Source organism: Streptomyces sp. NPDC043680 (genome assembly GCF_056436685.1).
In genome coordinates this window covers 113525-134757 of record NZ_JBWKCE010000001.1, presented here as the reverse complement: position 1 = coordinate 134757, position 21233 = coordinate 113525, and the positions used below count along the sequence as shown (strand labels likewise).

General features: G+C 72.4%; 15 protein-coding genes. 8 read left to right on the top strand and 7 right to left on the bottom strand.

The window, feature by feature from the left end; translation table 11 throughout:
• Positions 1-71 precede the first annotated feature (71 nt).
• A complete protein-coding gene (locus AC0666_RS00575; protein ID WP_478706853.1) occupies positions 72-1613 on the top strand; it encodes an MFS transporter in 1542 nt (513 codons plus the stop codon).
• A 162-nt stretch (positions 1614-1775) separates the two neighbouring features.
• On the top strand, positions 1776-2963 hold the full coding sequence (locus AC0666_RS00570; protein WP_478706852.1) for a hypothetical protein: 1188 nt from the start codon (positions 1776-1778) through the stop codon (positions 2961-2963).
• Positions 2964-3065: 102 nt separating this feature from the next.
• Here AC0666_RS00570 and AC0666_RS00565 read toward each other — a convergent pair whose 3' ends face one another.
• On the bottom strand, positions 3066-5333 hold the full coding sequence (locus AC0666_RS00565) for a M4 family metallopeptidase (protein ID WP_478706851.1): 2268 nt from the start codon (positions 5331-5333) through the stop codon (positions 3066-3068).
• 381 nt (positions 5334-5714) lie between these two features.
• On the opposite strand from AC0666_RS00565, the gene AC0666_RS00560 reads away from it, so the two are divergent.
• Positions 5715-7202 carry a sugar transferase gene (locus AC0666_RS00560; RefSeq protein WP_468581349.1) on the top strand — a complete coding sequence of 496 codons (1488 nt, stop codon included), beginning with the start codon at positions 5715-5717 and terminating at the stop codon, positions 7200-7202.
• A gap of 25 nt (positions 7203-7227) precedes the next feature.
• Here AC0666_RS00560 and AC0666_RS00555 read toward each other — a convergent pair whose 3' ends face one another.
• Positions 7228-8172, bottom strand: coding sequence for a GDP-L-fucose synthase family protein (locus tag AC0666_RS00555; protein ID WP_361715020.1), 945 nt, complete (start codon positions 8170-8172; stop codon positions 7228-7230).
• 299 nt (positions 8173-8471) lie between these two features.
• Between AC0666_RS00555 and gmd the strand changes: the two genes are divergently transcribed.
• The 4 genes from gmd to AC0666_RS00535 all read left to right on the top strand — a co-directional run bounded on the left by gmd (position 8472) and on the right by AC0666_RS00535 (position 13598).
• Complete coding sequence (gmd, locus tag AC0666_RS00550; RefSeq protein WP_468581346.1) at positions 8472-9485, top strand: GDP-mannose 4,6-dehydratase; 1014 nt, start codon at positions 8472-8474, stop codon at positions 9483-9485.
• Between the two features lie 245 nt (positions 9486-9730).
• Positions 9731-12508, top strand: a complete 2778-nt coding sequence (locus tag AC0666_RS00545) for a CBM96 family carbohydrate-binding protein (RefSeq protein WP_478706850.1) — start codon at positions 9731-9733, stop codon at positions 12506-12508.
• Positions 12509-12589: 81 nt separating this feature from the next.
• Positions 12590-13261, top strand: a complete 672-nt coding sequence (locus AC0666_RS00540) for a hypothetical protein (protein WP_478706849.1) — start codon at positions 12590-12592, stop codon at positions 13259-13261.
• A gap of 124 nt (positions 13262-13385) precedes the next feature.
• Positions 13386-13598 (top strand): hypothetical protein, encoded by a 213-nt coding sequence (locus AC0666_RS00535; RefSeq protein ID WP_361715031.1) that lies wholly within the window; start codon positions 13386-13388, stop codon positions 13596-13598.
• Positions 13599-13602: 4 nt separating this feature from the next.
• On the opposite strand, the gene AC0666_RS00530 is transcribed toward AC0666_RS00535, so the two are convergent.
• Positions 13603-14718 carry a glycosyltransferase gene (locus AC0666_RS00530; RefSeq protein WP_478706848.1) on the bottom strand — a complete coding sequence of 372 codons (1116 nt, stop codon included), beginning with the start codon at positions 14716-14718 and terminating at the stop codon, positions 13603-13605.
• Entirely contained in the window at positions 14715-15254 is a 540-nt protein-coding gene (locus AC0666_RS00525; RefSeq protein ID WP_468963352.1) for a WcaF family extracellular polysaccharide biosynthesis acetyltransferase, read from the bottom strand. Before AC0666_RS00525 ends, AC0666_RS00530 begins: the two co-directional genes overlap by 4 nt.
• 97 nt (positions 15255-15351) lie before the next feature.
• On the opposite strand from AC0666_RS00525, the gene AC0666_RS00520 reads away from it, so the two are divergent.
• Positions 15352-16881 carry a hypothetical protein gene (locus AC0666_RS00520; protein ID WP_478706847.1) on the top strand — a complete coding sequence of 510 codons (1530 nt, stop codon included), beginning with the start codon at positions 15352-15354 and terminating at the stop codon, positions 16879-16881.
• Between the two features lie 103 nt (positions 16882-16984).
• Here AC0666_RS00520 and AC0666_RS00515 read toward each other — a convergent pair whose 3' ends face one another.
• From AC0666_RS00515 to AC0666_RS00505, 3 genes are read right to left on the bottom strand one after another with little or no spacing between them, the layout of a single operon-like run.
• Positions 16985-18208 carry an MATE family efflux transporter gene (locus tag AC0666_RS00515; protein WP_468963353.1) on the bottom strand — a complete coding sequence of 408 codons (1224 nt, stop codon included), beginning with the start codon at positions 18206-18208 and terminating at the stop codon, positions 16985-16987.
• On the bottom strand, positions 18205-19950 hold the full coding sequence (locus tag AC0666_RS00510) for a lipopolysaccharide biosynthesis protein (protein WP_468581338.1): 1746 nt from the start codon (positions 19948-19950) through the stop codon (positions 18205-18207). The genes AC0666_RS00515 and AC0666_RS00510 overlap by 4 nt, the downstream gene beginning before the upstream one ends.
• Positions 19947-21152 carry a glycosyltransferase family 4 protein gene (locus AC0666_RS00505; RefSeq protein ID WP_478706982.1) on the bottom strand — a complete coding sequence of 402 codons (1206 nt, stop codon included), beginning with the start codon at positions 21150-21152 and terminating at the stop codon, positions 19947-19949. The genes AC0666_RS00510 and AC0666_RS00505 overlap by 4 nt, the downstream gene beginning before the upstream one ends.
• Between the last annotated feature and the right edge of the window lie 81 nt (positions 21153-21233).

The following is a 21233-nucleotide window of genomic DNA, read 5'->3' as shown; positions in this document are numbered from 1 at the left end:
GGCGGTGGGAGCTTGGACCCACCGGGGATCCGCCCGTGCCTTCGCCCCTCCGTCATCCGAGGAGAACCCCCATGCGCAAGTGGCTGCCGCTGACGGCCGTCTGCCTCGGAGCCTTCATGCTCCTGGTCGACGTCACGATCGTGACCGTCGCCCTGCCCGACATGACCGCCGACATGCACACGGGCTTCGCCGGTCTCCAGTGGGTGATGGACGTCTACGCCGTCGCGCTGGCCGCCCTGCTCCTGGGAGCGGGCTCGCTCGCCGACCGGATCGGCCGCCGCCGCGTCTACCTCGGCGGGCTCGGGCTCTTCGCCGCCGCCTCGCTCGCCTGCGGTCTGGCCACCGGTCCGGCCGGGCTGATCGCATTCCGCGCCGCCCAGGGCATCGGCGGAGCCGCCATGTTCGCCACGACCATGGCCCTGCTCAGCGCGTCCTACCAGGGCCGTGACCGCGGGGTCGCCTTCGGCGTCTGGGGCGCGGTCAACGGCGCCGCCGCGGCGGCCGGACCGGTCGTCGGGGGGCTGCTCACCGAGCAGTTCGGCTGGCGCTGGATCTTCTTCGTCAACCTGCCCGTCTGCGCGCTGGCCGTGTACGTCACCCTCAAGGCGGTGGCCGAGTCCCGCGACCCGCAGGCGGGGCGTCTGGACCTGCCCGGCATGGCCACCTTCACCACGGGCGCCGCGGCCGTCACCTACGCCGTGATCCGTGGGGGCGAGAACGGATGGAGCTCGGGCACCACCCTCGGGCTGTTCGGCCTCGGTGTGGCCGCCTTCGCCGGCTTCGTCCTCGTCGAACTGCGCAGCCCCCGTCCGATGCTGGACCTCGCGCTCTTCCGCAGCCCCACGTTCGTGGCCGTCATGGCCGCAGGACTGCTGCTGTCGGGCGCCGCGTTCTCCTCCCTCGTGTACGTCTCCCTCTGGCTGCAGTCCGCCGAGGGGATGGGCCCGGTCGGCGGGGGGCTGGTGCTGCTGCCGCTGAGCGCCGCCGGCTTTGTCGTCGCGGCGGTGGCCGGGCGGCTGCTGCACGGGGTCCCGCCCCGGCTGACCATCGGCGGCGGGATGCTGCTGATCGGCTTCGGCGCGCTGCTCCAGGGCCGAATGCTGGACGCGGGAGACGGCTGGGCGACCCTGGTGCCGGGACTGGTGGTGACCGGGGCGGGGGTCGGGATGGCGACCCCGGCGCTGGCGGCCGCCGCGATGGGCGCCGTGGCCCCGGCCCGCGCCGGGATGGCCGCCGGAGCCCTGAACACCGCGCGGCAGCTGGGCATGGCCCTCGGCATCGCGGTGATCGGCGCCGTGTTCCACTCGGGGCTGGCGGACGGGCTGCGCGGCTCCGGCCAGGGGAGCGGGACCGTGCGGGCGCTGGCCTCCGGCCGGGCCGGGGAACTGCTGGCGGCGGCTCCCGCCGCGCGCGACTGGGTGGAGGCGGCGTTCGCGAGCGGGCTGCGGGAGGCGTTCTGGGCTTCGGGCGTGATGGGCCTGGCCGGTGCGGCGCTGGCGGCCCTGCTGGTCCGCCCGGCCGGGCCGGCAGCCCCGGCCGGTCCCGCGCCCGTACCGGGTGCGGCCAGGGGGCGCGGGGACGGGGTCCCGTCCGGCGAACGCGCCTCCGCCTGACACCGCGCACCGCTGCCGTATGGGCTCAGCCGGGCGCTCCGGGCGAGTGAACCTCCGAACACGCGCGCATGCCGAACCGTTTCAGCAACACGGCTCGCTCCTACGCTGCCCGCTGGATGCCACCGGACCGGCATTCACGCCCACAGAACGGACTTTTACCTCATGCGTCTTCGCCCCACGGCCGCCGCGCTGCTCGGAGCCCTCGCACTCGTCCTGCCCACGGCCGGCCCCTCGCTGGCCGACGACCACGACGACCGGCGCCCCCTCGGACGGCTGGACTACATCGTCGATGAGGACGGCAACGAGCGCCACCAGATCCGCCCGGCCGACAACGACACCTGCTACGAGCTGACGGGAACCTCGCGCAACAACCCCGCCATCGCGGTGGCCAACGAAACGAGGTCGCTGGCCCTGCTCTTCGAGGAGCGCGGCTGCAACGGCCGCCCCGAGCGGGTTCTTGAGCCGGGGGACGTGGTGCACAACGTGAACGTGCGGTCGGTGTTCTTCCAGCCGGCCGACGTGGACGGGCGCAAGGACCACCGCGACGACTTCGACGAGGACTTCCGCGGCGCGGACCGGAGCCGCCACGACGCCCGCGTCGACCAGGCGGTCAGCCGCCCGGCCGGGGACGACGACCAGCCGTCCGTCCTGCCGGCCCCCGACGAGGGCCAGGAGGACCAGCGCGGCGAGGAGCAGGGCCCGGGCGAGGACCAGGGCCGTCCGGAGCACCAGCGCGGCGAGGAGCAGGGCGAGGAGCAGGGCCGCCCCGAGGACCAGGGCGAGGAGCAGGGCCCGGGCGAGGACCAGGGCCGTCCGGAGCACCAGCGCGGCGAGGAGCAGGGCGAGGAGCAGGGCCGCCACGAGGAGCAGGGCGAGGAGCAGGGCCGCCCCGAGGAGCAGGGCGAGGAGCAGGGCCGCCACGAGGAGCAGGGCGAGGAGCAGGGCCGCCACGAGGAGCAGGGCGAGGACCAGGCCCGCCACGAGGAGCAGGGCGAGGACCAGGGCCAGGGCGAGGAGCAGGGCCGCCCCGAGGAGCCGGGTCAGGACCAGGCCCGCCACGAGGAGCCGGGTCAGGACCAGGCCCGCCACGAGGAGCCGGGTCAGGACCAGGCCCGCCACGAGGAGCAGGGCGAGGACCAGGCCCGCCACGAGGAGCAGGGCGAGGACCAGGGCCAGGACGAGGAGCAGGGCGAGGACCAGGGTCAGGACGAGGAGCAGGGCGAGGACCAGGGTCAGGACGAGGAGCAGGGCGAGGACCAGGGTCAGGACGAGGAGCAGGGCGAGGACGAGGGCCGGCAGCAGTACGACGAGGAGCCGGACCTCTTCGACCGCATCTTCCGCGCCGTCTGATCAGCATGGAACAGGGCCGTCCGGGAGGGTCTCTCCCGGACGGCCCCGCGCTTTCAGGGGTGGCCGGCCCACAGGTCGGCCCGGAGGTCAGCCTTCAGGGGTTCAGAAGGTGAGCTTCCAGCTGTTGATGTAGCCGGTGTCCAGGCTGGCGAGGTCCGCCACCCGCAGCTTCCAGGTGCCCTGCGCCACCTCGGAGGAGGCGTTCACCGTGAAGCTCTGGACGATGTTGTCCGCGCTGCCGCCGGAGCGGTTGCGCAGGTTGTAGACGGTGCCGTCGGGGGCGACCAGGTCGACCCGCAGGTCACCGACGTAGGTGTGGACGATGTTCACGTCCACCTGCAGGGTGCTCGGGGCGTTGCCCGAACGGGCCACGTTGATCGGGGACTCGACGGTGGCGTTGTCGTTGATCGGGTAGTCCGTCGTGTTCTCGAACACGTTCTGCTCGGTGCTGCTGATGGTCCAGGTGAAGGACGCCGTGCCGGTCTTGGCGGCGGAGTCGGTCACCGTCACGGTCACGTTGGACGTGCCCGTGGTGGTCGGCGTGCCCGAGATCAGACCCGTCGAGGAGTTGATGGACAGGCCGGCCGGCAAGCCGCTGGCCGAGTAGCTCAGGGCGCCCGGGTTGGTGCTGGTCGCCTGGACCTGGAGGCTGGCGGCCGTGTTGACCTTGGTGGTCTGGTTGGCGATCGGGGTGACCGTGACCCCGTTGTTGATGCGCGGGCCGACGGCGATGGCCGCCCACGCGTTCGCCGCGTTGTTGTACGTGGCCGAGCCGGCGCCGTACAGGTCGGCGGCGGCCTGCAGGGTGGCGGTACGGGCGGCCGCGTAGTTGGTGTTCGACTTGAAGTAGCCCACCGTCAGCGCGCGGAACCAGATCTTCGCGGCGGCGTCACGGCCGATGCCGGTGACCGGCAGGCCGTCCGAGGTCGGCGAGTTGTAGCTCACGCCGTTGATGACCTTGGCGCCGGAGCCCTCGGAGGCCAGGTAGAACCAGTGGTTGGCCGGGCCCGAGGAGTAGTGGACGTCGATGTTGGCGATGCCGGAGTACCACGAGTCCTTCGACCCGCCGTCCTTGCTCGGCTTGTCCATGTAGCGCAGCGGGGTGCCGTCGCCGTTGATGTCGATCTTCTCACCGACGAGGTAGTCGCCGACGTCCTGCGGGTTGTTGGCGTAGAATTCGACGGCCGCCGCCATGATGTCGGAGGTCGCCTCGTTCAGGCCGCCGGGCTCACCGCTGTAGGTCATGTTGCCGGTGACCGAGGTCAGACCGTGGGTCATCTCGTGCGCGGCCACGTCGATGGACGTCAGCGGGTGCGTGTTGCTCGTACCGTCACCGTACGTCATGCAGAAGCAGCCGTCGTCCCAGAACGCGTTCACGTAGGCGTTGCCGTAGTGGACCCGGCTGTAGGGCGCCACGCCGTCGTTGCGCAGGCCGTTGCGGCCGTGCACGTTCTTGTAGTAGTCCCATGTCAGCTGGGCGCCGTAGTGGGCGTCCGCGCCGGCGGTCTCCTTGTTGGAGGCCGCGCCGTTGCCCCAGACGTCGGTGGTGTTGGTGAAGAGCGTGCCGGTGCCGGAGCTGCCGCCGTTGAGGTTGTAGGTCTTGTGGTTGCCGCGCCCGGCGTCGGTCAGCGTGTAGTTGCTGCCCGACTGCGAGGTGCCCATCGTGACCTGGCCGCTGTACATGGTGTTGCCGGTGCCGGTCTCGATGGCCTGCCACTCGGTGATCTTCGCGCCCGTCTTGGCGTTGGTGATCACGTGCAGCTCGCTCGGAGTGCCGTCGTCCTGGAGGCCGCCCACGACGGTCTCGTAGGCGAGGACCGGGACGCCCTCGGCGGCCCAGATCACCTTGCGGGCGCTCTTGGAGGCCTTGGCGTCCTTGGAGCCCGCGGAGTTCGCGGCGGAGACGGCCTGGCCCTCGGCGGCGGCCGGGGTGACCGTGGCCGTGGTGTCCGCGACCTTGATCTCGTGGTTGGTGGCCTTGGTGATGCTCTTGGTGACGCCGCCCTTGGCGTGGACCGTCAGGTCGCCGCCGAGTACGGGGAGTCCGCCGTACGTGCGCTCGTACGTGGTGTGCGTGGTGCCGTCGGCGTCCTTGACGACGTCGCGGACGACCAGCTTCTCCTGCTCGCCGAGGCCGAGGGCCTTGGCCGCTTGGACGGTGGTCAAGTTGGCGTCGGCGATGAGCGTCGCACGCTCGGAGGGGCTCAGCTTGACGGCTGCCGCGCCCGGGTTGGGCTGGGCGGCGGTGCGGGCCTGCGACGCGGTGGCGTCGGCGGATGCAGTGCCGGCCTGTATGCCGACGGCGAGCAGCGCTGCGGCGGCAACGAGCGCGCCGGCCGCGGTGGCACGCCTGTGGGGGGTGGGACTCAACGCAGACTCCTTCTGCAAGGGGGGTTCCGGACGGCTGGGTGGGCCTCCGGGCAGAGCAGGCTGGTGCGATGAACGGATCGAAGAGTGCCAGCTACGCAATGCAATGTCAGGAGCGCGTCAAAAGGTTGGCTGGAAACGGTTCGTTGACCGAGGAGACGTATCCGGTATCCGAACCATTCACCTTCGTGTGCGAAAAAGCGGCCCAACATCTGGAACGGTTGGTACCGGTTGCTAACGCTTGGGCAACAAGAGCTCTCGTTCGCGCAATCGGCACCTGGCGAACGGGTGTTTGTCGTACTGTTTCCCGGTGCGCCAGATGTTCGTCGCCTGGGGAAGCCACGGGCACGCGCCACTGTCATAGACCACGTGCCAGGGGGGCCCATGAGGCATGTCCATTTTCCTGCGCAAAGAGTGGCCGCGGCGGCCGCTGAATCCGTGCGGTCCGCCGCCGCACCGGTAAGGCGGCTCGGCGACAAGGCCCGCTGGTACCTGCCGGCCGCCCTCACCGCGGACTTCCTCGGCGCCGCCGTGCCCGTGGGACTCGTCTTCGAGGCCGCGCAGCAGGTCCGGCCGGTGTACTGCGCCCTCGGCGCGGCGCTCGCCTGGACCGGGGTGCAGGCGCTGCGCCGCCGTTACGCGACCCGGGTGCTCGGCGAATCGCGGGGAGTGCTGCCCGTCGTCCACGACTGGCTGATTCTGATCGGTGTCCTGGCCGTCGCCCGCGTGGTGACCGGTGAGAACACCCCGCGCCTGGCCGCACTCGGGGCCCTGCTGCCCGCCCTGCTCATCACCGTGGCCTGCCACAAGCTGACCTACCGCCACCTCTCCGCCGCCCGGCGCGAGGCGCAGGCCGTCAGCCGCGTCCTGGTGGTCGGCGAGCCCGGCGCCGCCGATTCCGTCATCGCGCACCTGGCCGCGCGCACCGACCACCCGTATGTCGTGGTCGGCGTGGTCCCGGTCGGGACCGGCCCCCTCGACAGCGGGGTGCCGGTGGCCGCCCGGCTCGACGCGGACGCGCCCGAGGCCCCGAACGGCGACTCCGCCGCGGTGCTCGGCGCCGTCCGCAGCCACCACGCCGACCTCGTCCTCGTCGCCCCCGGGGCGCGCATCGCCGGCGAGCGGCTGCGCCGGGTGGCCTGGGCCCTGCACGACGCCGGGCTGGAACTGGCCGTCTTCCCCGGGCTGGTGGAGGTGTCCGTCAAGCGGCTGGAGACCCTGTCCGCGGGCGGGCTCGCCGTGCTGCGGGTGGCGCCGCCGGTGGGCCGGGGCGTCCAGACCTTCCTCAAGGCGGTGCTCGACCGCGTCGGGGCCGCGCTCGGACTGCTGCTGCTCTCGCCGCTCTTCCTCGGCATCATCGCGGCGATACGCCTCGGCTCGAAGGGCCCGGCGTTCTACCGCCAGCGGCGCATCGGGCGTGACGGGGTGCCGTTCGTGATGTGGAAGTTCCGGACCATGGTCGTGGACGCGGACCGGCTCAAGGGCGAACTGTCCGGGGCCAACGAGAACGACGGCCTGATGTTCAAGATCCGCCGCGATCCCCGGGTGACCCGGGTCGGCCGGCTGCTGCGCCGCACCTCGCTCGACGAACTCCCGCAGCTCCTCAACGTCCTGGGCGGCCACATGTCGCTGGTCGGGCCGCGCCCGCCGCTGCCGGAGGAGGTGGCGCAGTACGACGAGGTCGAGCTGCGCAGGCTCACCGTGCGGCCCGGGATGACGGGGCTGTGGCAGATCAGCGGCCGCTCCGACCTGTCATGGGACGAGACGATCGCACTCGACCTCCAGTACGTCGACAACTGGTCCTTCACCAGCGATGTCGACGTCATGGGCCGTACGCTCCGCGCCGTCGTCGACGGTCGCGGAGCCTACTGAGGGGCGAGGGCCGCTCTCCGTGCGATCAGCTCTGCTCGCGCCACCACCGGTAGGTGGCGGCGATGCCGTCCCGCAAGGCGATCTCCGGCTTCCAGCCGAGCGAGGTCAGGCGGCTGACGTCGAGCAGCTTGCGCGGGGTGCCGTCCGGCTTGGACGTGTCCCAGGCGATCCGGCCGCGGAAGCCGGTCACCTCCGCGACGGTTTCGGCGAGGGCCTTGATGGTGAGGTCCTCGCCGCAGCCGATGTTCACGGGCTCGTCGCCGTCGTAGGAGCGCAGGAGCACGGCGCAGGCGGCGGCCAGGTCGTCCACGTGCAGGAACTCCCGGCGGGGCGTGCCGCTGCCCCACAGGGTGACCTCTTCGCGGCCCTCGGCGGCGGCCTCGTGGAAGCGCCGGACGAGGGCGGGCAGGACGTGCGAGGTCTCCAGGTCGAAGTTGTCGCCCGGACCGTAGAGGTTCGTCGGCATCGCGGAGATGTAGGAGGCCCCGTACTGCTTGCGGTACGACTGCACCTGCACGATGCCGGCGATCTTCGCCAGGGCGTACGCCTCGTTGGTCGGCTCCAGGGGGCCGGTCAGCAGGGCGTCCTCGCTGATGGGCTGGGGAGCGAGCTTCGGGTAGATGCAGGAGGAGCCGAGGAACAGCAGGCGGCCGACGCCCGCTGCGTGCGCCCCGCCGATGACGCTGAGCTGGATCTTGAGGTTGTCCTCAAGGAACTGCACCGGGTAGGTGCTGTTGGCCATGATCCCGCCGACCTTGGCCGCGGCGAGCACGACGGCGTCGGGGCGGACCTCCTTGAGGTACGCCCCGGTCGCGGCGGCGTCGCGCAGGTCGAGGTCGGCGCGGCCCCGAGTGAGCACCTGGTGGCCGTCGGCGGTGAGCCGGCGGGCGACCGCGGAGCCCACGAGGCCGCGGTGGCCCGCGACGAAGACGCGGGCGTTCGGGGGCAGGAGCGGCAGCGAACTTGTCATACCGCCGATGATGCCAGTCCGCTCCCGCGGGCTTCAGGGGAGGTGGACGCCCCGCCCGCCCGCCGCGCGCCGGAACTCGGCGCGAGGGGTTCCGGTTCGGCCGTGTACGGTACCCATCCGGCCCCTGCGGGGCCGCTGGCGGAGCCTGCCGAGGCGGCCCCGGCCGGGTCCGGGATCCCGGTGCCGCAGGCCGGCCGGGCGGGTGGACCCGGACCGCCGCCCGGGGGCAGGACCCGGGGGAACGGGTGGGGGGAGCCCCGCCCACCACAACAGAGCGCAACGACAACCAGGGGGACCCCATGGGCAAGACCGCACTGATCACCGGCGTCACCGGGCAGGACGGCTCCTATCTTTCCGAGCTGCTGCTGTCCAAGGGCTACACGGTGCACGGGCTCGTGCGGCGGTCCTCCAGCTTCAACACGGAGCGGATCGACCACATCTACCAGGACCCGCACACCGCGAACCGCTCCTTCGTGCTGCACCACGCGGACCTGTCCGACGGCGTCGCCCTGGTGAACCTGCTGCGTGAGATACGGCCCGACGAGGTCTACAACCTGGGCGCCCAGTCGCACGTGCGGGTCTCCTTCGACGCCCCCCTCTACACCGGCGACGTGACCGGCCTCGGCGCCCTGCGACTGCTGGAGGCCATCCGGGCCAGCGGTGTGGACACCCGGATCTACCAGGCCTCGTCCTCCGAGATGTTCGGCGCCACCCCGCCCCCGCAGAACGAGAAGACCCCGTTCCACCCGCGCAGCCCGTACGGCGCCGCCAAGGTCTTCGCGTACTGGACCACGGTGAACTACCGCGAGGCGTACGACATGTTCGCGGTCAACGGGATCCTCTTCAACCACGAGTCGCCCCGCCGCGGCGAGACCTTCGTGACCCGCAAGATCACCCGCGCGGTCGCCCGGATCAAGGCCGGCCTGCAGGACCACCTCTACCTCGGCAACCTCGACGCGGTCCGCGACTGGGGCTACGCCCCCGAGTACGTGGACGCCATGTGGCGGATGCTCCAGCAGGACGAGCCGACCGACTACGTGGTCGCCACCGGCGTGGCCGCCACGGTGCGCGAGTTCGTCGAGTCCTCCTTCGCACACGCCGGCCTGGACTGGGCCGAGCACGTGCGCTACGACCCCAAGTACGAGCGCCCCAGCGAGGTCGACGCCCTGATCGGCGACGCCTCCAAGGCCCAGGAGCTGCTTGGCTGGAAGCCGACGGTGCTCGTGGCCGAACTGGCGCGGATCATGGTGGACGCCGACATCCGCCAGGTCGAGGACCAACTGGCGGGCGTGACCGTCCGGATCGACCGCTGAGGCCTTATATTTCCCCTACGATTTGCCGTGTCACGGTCATTCCCGCGGGTAACTGCGGGCGTGACCGGGGCAAACCTGCCGTATGTCCGTTGTGCGCCCTCCGCGGCGGACCCGTTGATTCCAAGTTGGTATGCAATGGGTCAAGTGAGGTGACCGGGCCTTCACGCGAGCCCTAGTCTGCGCCAGTACATATGGCTGTTCGGATAGTTCCAGCCATCAAACCGGGCGATTGCCCTGGGGGGCTCATGCGTAGATCCAGAGGGCTGACTGCTGCCCTCGTCCTGTCACTGGCGGGTGCCGGCACCGGCATAGGCCTGGTGCTGATGCCGGAAGCGTCCGCCATCACCGCGCCGGTGGCGTTCACCGCCGACGAACTGCCCACCTGGCAGCCGAACGGCATCGTGTTCGCGATGGCCGAGGCGAACGGCACCGTCTTCGCCGGCGGCACCTTCTCGGCCGTCCGTCCGCCCGAGGGCGGCGCCGGCGCCGAGCAGGAGGCCGTGAACTTCGTCGCCCTGGACGCCGCGACGGGCAACCCCACCTCGTGCAAGCTCGCCTTCACCGTCGGCGACGGCACCGCGACCGTGCGGGCGCTGACCGTCTCGAAGGACAAGAAGACCCTCTACGCGGGCGGCTACTTCGGCGCCGTCAACGGCACGCCGGTCTCCAGCCTCGCGGCGATCGACATCGAGACCTGCACCCCCAAGGCCGCCTTCCACCCGGCCTTCCCCGCCACCGTGCGCGCGCTCGCCGTCACCGACGACACGCTCTACACGGCGGGCGACTTCGGCACCGTCGAGGGCCAGACCCGCGAGCGGTTCGCCGCGGTCGACGCCACCTCCGGTGCGGTCAAGCCCTTCACCGCCAACGCGGACGAGCCCGGCCGCGCCGTCGCGGTCACCCCCGACGGCAAGAACGTGCTGCTCGGCGGCGACTTCTTCTCGGTCAACGGCTCCAACACGCACGCCCTGGCCGTCGTCAACGCCGCCACCGGCGCCGTCGCCAAGACGTACAGCACCATCCCGTCGAACTCGGTCGTCAAGACGATCGCGACCGACGACACCGGCTTCTACACGGGCAACGAGGGCTCCGGCGGCGGCGTCTTCGACGGCCGCATCGGTCTGCGGCTGTCCGACTTCAGCGAGAAGTGGCGCGACCGCTGCCTCGGCGCGACCCAGTGGGTCCTGCCGTACCAGGGCGTGCTCTACAGCTCCTCGCACGCGCACGACTGCTCCCTCAACGGCGAGTGGCCCGACGGCAAGCGCAACTTCCTGCTGGCCCAGCCCACGAACTACGAAGGCGCCGCCCCCGCGCCCGTGGACGGCTTCGTGGCGAGCCCGCGCAAGCTCGGCTGGCACCCCACCGCGAACGACGGCATCGGCGAGGGCATCGGCCCGCGCGTCATGGCCATCGCGGAGAAGAGCGACGTCAAGTACATGTGGGTCGGCGGTGAGTTCACCCTCATCAACGGCAAGGCACAGCAGGGCCTGACGCGCTTCGCCTCCACCGGCGACGTCGGCGCCCCGACCACCCCGGTGGCGAGCGCCGCGAGCGTCAAGCCCGGCGAGGTCCAGGTCCGCTGGCGCACCAGCTACGACCAGGACGACAGCAAGCTGACGTACCGCATCTACCGCAACGGTTCGGCCACCCCGATCGCCACCGTGGTCGCGGACTCCGTCGAGTGGGAGCGCCCGCAGGCCTCCTGGACCGACACCACGGCCAAGGCCGGCCAGTCCTACACCTACCGGGTGACGGCCACCGACGGCGCCGGCAACACCAGCGCCCTGTCGGCCACCGCCTCCGTGACGGTCCCGGCCTCCGTGCAGGCGTACCCGAACCAGGTCCGCGCGGACGGCGCCAACCTGTACTGGCGCTACGACGACACCGTCAGCCCGTACGTCGCCGACTCCTCGGTCTCCGGCAACACCAGCGGCATCCAGGTGAACACCCCGGCCCTGCGCCAGACGCCCGGCGCGGTCTCCGGAGCCAGCACGGCCATGGGCTTCAACGGCACCAGCCAGCAGGTCTACAGCGACCGCCGCCAGACGGTGAGCAGCGCGTACACCATCGAGACCTGGTTCAAGACGAACACCACGCGCGGCGGCAAGCTGATCGGCTTCGGCAACAACACCACGCGCAACAGCGGGTCGTACGACAAGCAGATCTACATGACCAACACCGGTCGTCTGGTCTTCGGCGTCTACAACGGCTCGACCCGCACCGTCTCCACCGGTCTGTTCGACACGTACAACGACAACAAGTGGCACCACGTCGTCGGCACCCAGGGTCCGGCCGGCATGGCGCTGTACGTCGACGGTCAGAGCAAGGGCACGCTGAACGTCACGGACTTCCAGCAGTACGCGGGCTACTGGCACGTCGGCGGCGACAACCTCGCCAGCTGGCCGACCAGGCCGACCAGCAACTTCTTCGCCGGCCAGATCGACGAGACGGCCGTCTACCCGAAGGCGCTCACCGCGGCCCAGGTCAAGAACCACTTCGACCTGGCCAAGACCGTCGCCGACACGGTCTCCAAGGTCACCGCGACCGAGGACACCTACATCAACCAGGGCGCCCCGAGCACGGCCAACGGCGCGGCCACCTCGCTCGCCGTCCGCGGCGCCTCGGCGTACGAGACGTACCTGCGCTTCGACGTGCCGGCCGCGCCGGCCGGCACGGTCCTGAAGTCCGCCACCCTGCAGGTCAAGACCACGACCCAGACGGGCGCCGGTACGGCCGACACCGTGTCCGTGGTCCCGGTCACCGGCACCTGGAGCGGTACGAGCACGACCTTCAACAACAAGCCGACGCTCGGTACCACCCCGCTCGGCACGTTCGGGGCGATCCCGGACGGCTCGGCGATCCAGAGCACCCCGCTCGACACCGCCGCGGTCACCGCGGTGCTGGGCAGCAGCTACAGCATGGCCCTGACGAGCACGGGCACCGACCCGCTGTGGATCTGGTCCAAGGAGTCGACGGCGGCGGACGCCGCTCCGCAGCTCGTCCTCACGTTCGGCCCGAAGTAACCGCCTGACGGCGTGCGGGGCCCGGCGCTCGTGCCGGGCCCCGCACGCCTGCCCCAACCGGCAAGTACGGGAGCCCCACTGATGTACCGACGCTCCGCAGCGGCTGCTGTTCTGCTGGCCGCCGCTCTGACCCTGACCGCCTGCAGCTCGGGCGGCGACGGAAAGGCCGACGCCGCGGCGGCCAAGCCGCCGGCCTCGTCGTCGGCGCCCGACCCCGCGGACTCCGCGGCGCCGCCCGCCTCGCCCGGCGCGAAGCCGACGGGCCCCGTCCTGCCCGACGCGAAGCTCACGCCGAAGACGGGCAGCTTCAAGCCCAACGAGAAGCAGTACCTGAGCGGCCGCGTCCCGGAGAAGATGGACCCGGCGGCCGTACTGCAGACCGGCCAGGAGTCCTGCCAGCGGGTGGAGCGCACCGCGAAGCGCGACAAGGACGCGGCGACCGGGTCCATCATCGCCGGGGAGGTCCCGGGGGCGAAGGACGCGATCACCTACCTGTGCCCGGAGCAGAAGCCGATCCTGGCGGCGGCGGAGAAGGGCTTCGGCGACGGCACCCGCCCCGCTCCGGCGGCCGGCACCTACCGGGCGCTGACCCAGAGCACCACGTGCACCTGGGAGGCCAAGGGCAAGGACGGCTCGGTCGTGGCCTCGGGCCCGGAAAGCACGCCGAAGGCCGGTGACAAGATCACGGCGACGATCCCGTCGGGCGCCGCCCAGTTCACCTCCACCGGCTGCTACGCCTGGATCCCGGCGTAACGCGCACCGCACCCGTACGAGAACGCCGCCCCCGAGCCCGAACCACGGGCCGGGGGCGGCGTTTTCATGTGCCGTCCCCGGGTAGCCGCGGGGTCAGACATCAACGACTGCGGAGGCGAATCACATGGGAGGCATCGGCGGCTGCATCGCGCTGATCGTGGTGGGGGCCATCCTCACCTTCGCGACGGACTGGGACATGGAGAGCGTCAACCTCGACGTCGTCGGCCTGATCATGATGGCGGCCGGCGCCATCGGCCTCGCCGTCTACGCGAGCGTCTTCAAGCGGCGCCGCGCGGCGGCCCTCCCGGTGGTGGACGAGACCCGCCACGAGCTGTAGCGCCTCAGCGGCGGGCCGCCTCGTACACCGGGAGCAGGGTGTCCAGGACCGCGTCCATCGAGAAGGACTCCCCGGCCAGCTTGCGGGCGGCCCGGGAGGCGGAGGTGTTGGCCGCCGGGTCCAGCAGGGCGAGCACCGCCGCCGCCACGCCCGCCGGTCCCGGGTCCACGGCCCGGCCCGCGCCGGCCGAAGCGATGTCCCGGGCCAAGCCGTTGGAGTGGGTGACCACCGGGGGTACGCCCACGGCCAGGGCCTCCAGGACCGACATCGGGAACGGCTCGTCCACCGAGGGCAGCACGTAGACGTGCGCCCGGCGCAGCTCCACGAGCACCTGCTCCGCGGACAGCGCCCCCGGGACGGTGAAGTGCGCACCGAGGCCGAGCTCCGCGATGCGCGCCCGCACCGCGGCCAGCTCCCCCTCGTCCGGCCCGGCCACCACGAACTCCGCCTCCGGGTGCGCCGCCAGGACCGCGGGGGCCGCGTCCACGAAGTCCACCGGGCGCTTGCGCGCCTGCAGGCGGGCCGAGTAAAGGATGCGCGGCGGCCCGGACAGGGCGGGGCGCTCCACCTGCGCGGGAGTGCCGTTCACCAGCCGCACCGCCCCGGCGAGCGGCCCGCCGACCACCGCGTCCAGGCCCTCGCGCTCGTACGGGGTCAGGTACAGCACCGCGTCGGCGCCGCGCAGCAGCCGGCGTACGGCCACCGCGTCCAGCACCTTGGCCAGCAGTTTCCCGCTCGGGTCGACCATCCCGTGGGTCTGCAGCACCAGCGGCCGGCCGGCCCGCAGCGCCGCCAAGGCCACCGGCAGGGTCACCAGGTCCCGCGCCAGGTGGACATGGACCACGTCCGCCTCCCGCACCAGCCGGCCCGCCGAGGCCAGCAGCGCCGGCGAGGTCATCCCGCTGAAGCCCAGCGGCAGCAGCCTGCGCGCCGGGAACAGCTTGGCCGGGACGCCCTCGACCGAGGTCGGCCAGGGGTCGGCGAAGCCCTCTCCCAGCGCCACCAGGACCGCCTCGTGGCCGCGCGCCCGCAGCCCCTTGGCCAGGTTCAGCGCGACCCGCACCGGGCCGCCGAATGCGTGCGAGGGGGAGTGCAGCGTAACGGCGTGCAGGACTCTCACTTGGGCTCCTCGACCGGGCGGCGCCGCCCGTCCGTCGTCTGCAGGGTCAGCGCGGGCAGGTCCTGGTGGACCACCGCTCCGGCGCCCGCCACCGCACACCGGCCCACGGTCACACCGGCGAGCACGGTCGCCCGTACGGCCACCCACGCGCCGTCCTCGACGACGACGGGCGCGTTGCGGTAGCGGAAGTCGGCGGCCCGGTGGTCGTGCGAGCCCGTGCAGAGCATCGCCTCCTGGGAGATGCACACGTGGGCCCCGATGGTCACCGGCTCCAGGTTCAGCAGCCAGGCACCCTCACCGATCCAGGTGTGGTCCCCGACGGTCAGCTTCCACGGCCACAGCACCCGCACCCTGTGCCGGATCAGCACGCCCTCGCCGATCTGCGCGCCGAACGCCCGCAGCAGGGCCACCCGCAGCCGCGCCGGACAGAACCACGCCATGAACAGCGTGTTCATCACGGCGAACCAGAGCGCCTGCGTCAGCAGCCCGCGCCCCTTGTCGTAGCCGGACAGCGTGAAGGCAGGAAGATCACGCAACGGTCGCCCCTCGTTTCCACCCCGGACCGCGCCTCCCCGGGCGCAGACCGCTCAGACTAGACTGCGCGCGGACCAGGCACGCGGGGTGGGGGCAACAGTGGCAACGGACACACGGAAGCCCTCGGCCGCGCAGCCGGCACGCCCTCCGGCCATACCCGTGCGCGAGCCCGACGAGAGCCTGTGGGGCCGGGTCACCACCCCGCGCACCCTCCTCTCCCGCGCGCTCTCCGTCCCCCTGGCCCTCGGATTCACGGTCTTCCTGCCGTTGTTCGTCGCCGTCCAGACCGGGGCCGGCGTACGCGACGCGGCGTTCTGGCTCCAGCTCCTGCTCGCCATGTACGCCGGCGCCCGGCTGTCGGCCATGGTGCTGACCAGCCGCCGCAAGCTGCTCCAGGGCTCCTTCTGGCTCTTCGTCTACATGGCGATGGGGGTGGCCCCGCTGGCGCAGGCCGTCCTCGGCCAGGTCCCGACCCCGGTGGTCGGCCCCCGCTCCGACCTCACCGCCGCGATCGGCCTGGTGCTGCTCGGCTGTACGGCGTTCGACGTCGGCGTCCTGCTCGCCCGGCACCGGCCGGCGGGGCGCGCGGGCGGCTCCCAGAAGGAACCGCGCCCGGTCATGGCCCACCGGCGCCGGCTCCAACTGCTCACGGCCCTGTCCTTCCTGTGCAGTGCCGCCTTCGTCATGAAGCTCGGCGGCCCGGCGGTCTTCTTCTCCAGCCGCCAGGAGATCATCGCCGGCATCCAGGAGGCGGGCGTCTCCAACGGCGACGGCCAGGCCGGGCAGGCCCTGCTGCGCGGCTTCGGGACCGTCCCGGCGCTGCTCGCCCTGCTGCTGTACACGCGCTGGCTGATCACCTCGAAGTACGCCCGCCGCAAGGTGTCGATCATCGTCACCTGGGGAGCGCTGGCCCTGCTCAACCTGGTGGTCAACAACCCGATCTCGAACCCGCGGTACTGGTTCCTCACGGTCATGTTCGCGCTGTTGTTCACCGTCTTCCCGGTGAGCGCGGCGATGTACCGGGTGGCGCTGTCGATGGCGGTGGTCGTCGCCCTGCTCGTGTTCCCGTTCGCGGACCGCTTCCGCTACGACGAGAAGAACTACAAGCCGGTCGAGACGACCTCCTTCCTTGAGCCGATGGCGCTGAAGGACTACGACCAGATCGGCATGTTCGCCAACACCATCACCTACTCGGACTCCGGCCCCGGCCACTTCTACGGGCGCCAGCTGGCCGGCTCCCTGTTCTTCGCCGTGCCCCGCGCGGTGTGGCCGGGCAAGCCGAAGGACACGGGCGTGATGATCGGCGAGTGGATGGGGACGGTCAACACCAACCTGTCCTCCCCGATCTGGGCGGAGCTGTGGATCGACTTCGGCCCGCTGGGCATGGGCGCCGGACTGCTGGGGATGGGCTACGCCGCCGCCCGCGTGGACCGGCGCTACGCCAAGCGCGCCACCCGGCGCTCGCCGCCGGGCAGCCTGATCTCGGTGGTGGTCCCGCTGGTCGCGGGCTACTCCTTCATCCTGCTGCGGGGCCCGCTCCTCCAGGCCTCGGGCCGGGTGGCCATCGCGGCCCTGTGCCTGGCGCTGGTGGCCACGTACCGCCAGGACAAGGGCACCACCCTGCGCTGAACCCCGCGCACTGCCCCGCTCGGGCGGGGCGGGCCGGGTGCACGCCCCTCCCGAGTGCGCTGCCCCCGATCGGGGGCAGGGCCTCACGGTGCCTCCCAGGGGCTCAGACAGCCGGGACCGGCTCCTCGGACGCCGCCGGGGTCTTCACACGGGCCACCCGCAGCCAGGCCGCCGCTGCCTTGAGGGCCGAGCCCGCTGCCAGGCCCCAGGCCGCACCCGCGACGCCCCAGGCCGCGTAGCCGCCCAGCAGGAAGGCCACGGACAGCAGCGAGAACACCACCTGCAAGGAGAGCGTGGCCCGGGGGTTGAGGACCCGCAGGGTCAGCAGCGCGCACGTGCCCAGGCCCATCACCGCGTACTGGGCGCCCGTGGCCGGAAGGAGGGCGGCCGCCGCGGACCAGGTCTCGCCGAGCATCCGGCGCCCCACCCGCTCGGGCAGCGCGTACAGCACCGCCGCCCATCCCGCGCCGAGCACCGCCAGCCCGCTGCCCAGCAGCAGGGTCATCCGGACCACGCCCCGCTTGCCGCGGGCCCGCCCCACCACGGGCGGGCCGAACGCGTTCGCCGAGTTGAACAGCACGTTCAGCGGCCCGAACAGGGTCGTCGCCCCGCGCAGCGCGCCCACCGCCAGCGGCGTCGCGAAGACGCCGAGGCCCAGCACGGCCAGCTGGCTGGAGCCGTTGCCCACCGCGAACTCGACCACGAACCGCTGTCCCAGGTGGCCGCGGCGCAGATACGGGCGCAGGTCGGCCCGCGCCCCGCGCACGCCGGGCCGCAGCAGCCACAGGCCCAGCCCGAGCGCCGGCAGCGCGGAGACGCCCCACACCAGCACCAGCCGTCCCGCCGAGGCCCCTTCGGGCTGCACCGCCAGCGCGGCGACGACGCACACCAGCCGCACCGCGTCGGCGGCCAGGGCCCGCTCGGGCGTGCGCAGTGCGGAGAAGCAGTACCGCAGCCCGTCCTGGACGAGGACCAGCGGCAGGACGAGGCCGAGCGCGAGGAAGGCCCGGCCGCCGGCTCCGGGCAGGGCCAGGCCGACGAGGGCGAGCAGCGCCGCGGCGACGCCCGAGGCGGCCGCCGTGAAGCCCACCGCCGAACGGCACACCGCGCCCAACCGCTCCTCGGCCTTCTCCAGCACCACCGTCTGGCCGACGTAGGCCATGTTCAGCCCGAGGAGCACGCTGAAGGCCACGTACACCATCGAGAAGTCGGCGAAGCCGGACGCCGTCGACAGCCGGGCCGCCAGCACCAGCACCAGGATGTTGGTGGCGCTGGAGGCGGCCTGGTCGAGGACCGATGCGACGGCGGCGAGTCCGCGCCTGCTCACCGCCGGCCCATGCGCACCGTGCGCAGGGCGACGGTGTCGGTGCCGTCACCGGGGATGTGCTGCTCGGGCTCGGCCGGCTGGCGCGACAGCGGCTGCGGCGTGCCCGGCCGGGGACGGGGCGGGGCCGGCGGGGCGCTCTTGCGTCCGCTGCGGCCCCCGCGCTTCTCGTCGGCCAGCGGGGCGTGCAGCACGGCGCCGAGCACCGTGCCGCCCGCGCCACTGATCAGCTCGCGGATCCGGATCAGGTCGGTGCGGTGGACGGCGCGCGGATCGCAGACGACGAGCACGCCGTCGACGCGGTCGACGAGGGCGAGGGCGTCGGCGTACGAGAGCACGGGCGGCGCGAGGACGACCACCGTAGAGTTGGGCGAGTCGGCCTCGGAGATCAGGCGGGTGGCGCGCGGGGAGGTCAGCGCGCGGGCCACGTTGCGCGCCTGCTCGCCGGGGATCAGGTCGAAGGCGCCCGATTCCCCGGCGTCCACGACGAGCTGGCGCCCGTCGGGCCACTCGGAGTCGGCGTGCGCCCCGGGGTTCCCGCCCGCGGCCGGGCTGCCCGGCGTCTGGCTCCACCGCGGTCGGCCGCCCGCATCGGTGGGCAGCTGGCTGGCCAGCACCGGCGTGCGCAGGTCGGCTTCGATGAGCAGGACGTCCTTGCCGGTCTCGGCGAAGGAGGCGGCCAGGTTCACGGCCACCGCGGCGGCGGTCTCGCTGCTGCCGCGGGGGGCGACCACCAGCAGGCGGCGCCGGTCGGCGAAGCGGGAGTCGTAGGCCAGCCGGAAGGCCACCGAACGGAACTCCTCGGCGAGCCGGGGGTCTTCCTCCCCGGCCGCGAGCAGGGGCCCGCCGCCGGTCTTGTCGCGGGGCAGGGTGCCGAGGACGGGCGCGCGCAGGGCCCGCGCGACGTCGCCGTCGGAGCGGGGAGCGGGGTCGAAGACGAGGCGGACCCAGGCGGCGAGCAGGCCGAGGGCCAGACCCACGGCCGCGCCCAGCGCGAGCGACATGGGAATGCCGGGCCCGTCGGTCGCGCTGGGCGGGGTCGCGGCGCTGGTGACCCGGCCCGGGGTCATGTCGAGGGCCTGGAGCTTGGCGATGTTGCTGTTGAGCGTGTTGACCTTGCTCTGGAGGTCGGTCTTCGAGGAGTACGCCGCGTCGCGCGCCGGACCGGCGGGCATGGAGTTGATCTGCCGGACGAGCTCGTCGAGCTGCTTGGCGACCGGATCGCGCTGATCCTGGTAGCCCTTGACCATCTTGTCGCGCGTGACGTCCAGGGACTCCTGGCGCTTGAGGAGGTACGCCTCGGTCATCGCGTTGGCCCGGGTCGCGGCCTCCTTGGGGGAGGACGCGGTGTACGTGAAGCGCAGCACCATCGTCTGCGGCGGGTTGGTGACCTGGAGGCCGCTGCGCAGCCCGGCGAAGTCCTTCGCGGAGACGCCGAGCTTCTTCGCGGCCTCGTTGGCTATGGAGGAGCTGAGCGCCACCTGCCGCTCCGAGCCGATGTTGATCGCCTTGTCGGGGGCGAGGCTCGGGTTGAACGGGTCGTCGGTGGGTGCGCGCAGCACCACGTCCGCGGTCGCGACGTAGGTGTCGGCCGTGGAGATGCCGAGGTAGACGCCGCCCAGCAGCCCGACCCCGATCCCGGCGCCGATCAGCCGTCGGTAGCGCAGGAGCTGGCGGAACTGGTCTCGGAGGAGGTCGGGTTCGTCCTCGGCCGGGACCGCTGCGGGGCGGTTCGTCTCGATCACGGCTGCGGACCCCCAAGTGCTTCGTCTATCAGTGCGTCGATGCGGGCCAGACCCGCGTCACGGCTCAGGTGCGCCGCCACGTGCCGGGGCCCGGCCGCCCCGAGTGCGTCTGCGCCCTCGGGGTCCTCGGCCAGGGCCCGTACGGCCTTCAGCAGGGCGTGGGGGTCCTCCGGCGGTACGAGCACCCCCGCGCCCGAACGTTCCACCTCCTGGGCGGTACCGCCCTGCGCCGCGACGGAGGCGACGACAGGCCGGCCGGCCTGGAAGTACGAGGTCAGTTTGGACGGCACGCTCATGTCGAGCACGGCCGCGTGCTGCGTCACGGCGAGCACGTCCGCCGCGGCGAGGATATCGGGGAACTCTCCGTCGGCGGCAGGGGGGATGATGTCCAGATTCGGTACGTCGGCCGCCAGGTCGGCGAGGGCCGCGCGCTGGCTGCCGTCGCCCATGAGGACGAAGCGGACGTTCTCGTCCAGCCGGGCCGCACCGACGAGCACTTCGAGGCCCTGCTTGAGGCCCATGTTCCCGGAGTGCAGTACGACCGTCTGGCCGGGGGCCCAGCCGAGGTGGCGGCGGGTCTCACCGCGCGGCCGCGTGGGCTGCGGCACATGGGACCAGTTGGGCACCAGGCGGATCTTCTTCGGGTCCACACCCATGCCGACGACCCGGTCGACGAAGGTCTCGTGGATCACACCGACGAGGGTGGCGCGCCCCAGGGCGTAGGCCTCCGCGCGTCCGGCGAACGCGGCCGCCTTGTCGCCGCCGCTGATGCCGCTCTGGGCTGCCGCGGCGCCCATCAGGTCCTGGACGACCGGGACGTACGGCACCTTCCACTTCGCCGCGAGACGGGCGGCCAGCACGCCACCGGCCAGGCTGGGCATCTGGGCCATGACGGCGTCCGGCCGGGGCATCCGGGGCGGGGCCACGGCGCCGTGCAGCAGAATCGATCCTTCGAACAGGGCCCGCTTCATGGCGGTCTGGCGCGACGGCACGGTGTGCGCGCGCCGGTGCACGATGACCCCCGCGCGCCGTTCCGTGCGCCGCAGCGCCCCCTTGTACTCCGGCTCCAGCGACCACGACGGGTAGTGCGGCATGCCGGCGAGGACGTGGGTCTCATGGCCGAGATCCGCCCAGTGCTCCGCGATCTGGGTGGCGTACGGCCCAATCCCCGCGTGCTCGGGAGCGTAGTTGGTGGAAACCAGCAGGAGCCGCCGGTGACCGGATCTCGACACGTAAAGTCCCCTTCTCCCCAGGATGATGCCCTCGTCACCCTATTCGTTCAC

What these genes read in the sequence shown, in the direction of transcription:
- AC0666_RS00540 (WP_478706849.1), top strand. Translation starts at nt 12,590, where the DNA reads ATGTACCGACGCTCCGCAGCGGCTGCTGTTCTGCTGGCCGCCGCTCTG.
- AC0666_RS00575 (WP_478706853.1), top strand. Translation starts at nt 72, where the DNA reads ATGCGCAAGTGGCTGCCGCTGACGGCCGTCTGCCTCGGAGCCTTCATG.
- AC0666_RS00555 (WP_361715020.1), bottom strand. Translation starts at nt 8,172, where the DNA reads ATGACAAGTTCGCTGCCGCTCCTGCCCCCGAACGCCCGCGTCTTCGTC.
- gmd (WP_468581346.1), top strand. Translation starts at nt 8,472, where the DNA reads ATGGGCAAGACCGCACTGATCACCGGCGTCACCGGGCAGGACGGCTCC.
- AC0666_RS00570 (WP_478706852.1), top strand. Translation starts at nt 1,776, where the DNA reads ATGCGTCTTCGCCCCACGGCCGCCGCGCTGCTCGGAGCCCTCGCACTC.
- AC0666_RS00535 (WP_361715031.1), top strand. Translation starts at nt 13,386, where the DNA reads ATGGGAGGCATCGGCGGCTGCATCGCGCTGATCGTGGTGGGGGCCATC.
- AC0666_RS00545 (WP_478706850.1), top strand. Translation starts at nt 9,731, where the DNA reads ATGCGTAGATCCAGAGGGCTGACTGCTGCCCTCGTCCTGTCACTGGCG.
- AC0666_RS00560 (WP_468581349.1), top strand. Translation starts at nt 5,715, where the DNA reads ATGAGGCATGTCCATTTTCCTGCGCAAAGAGTGGCCGCGGCGGCCGCT.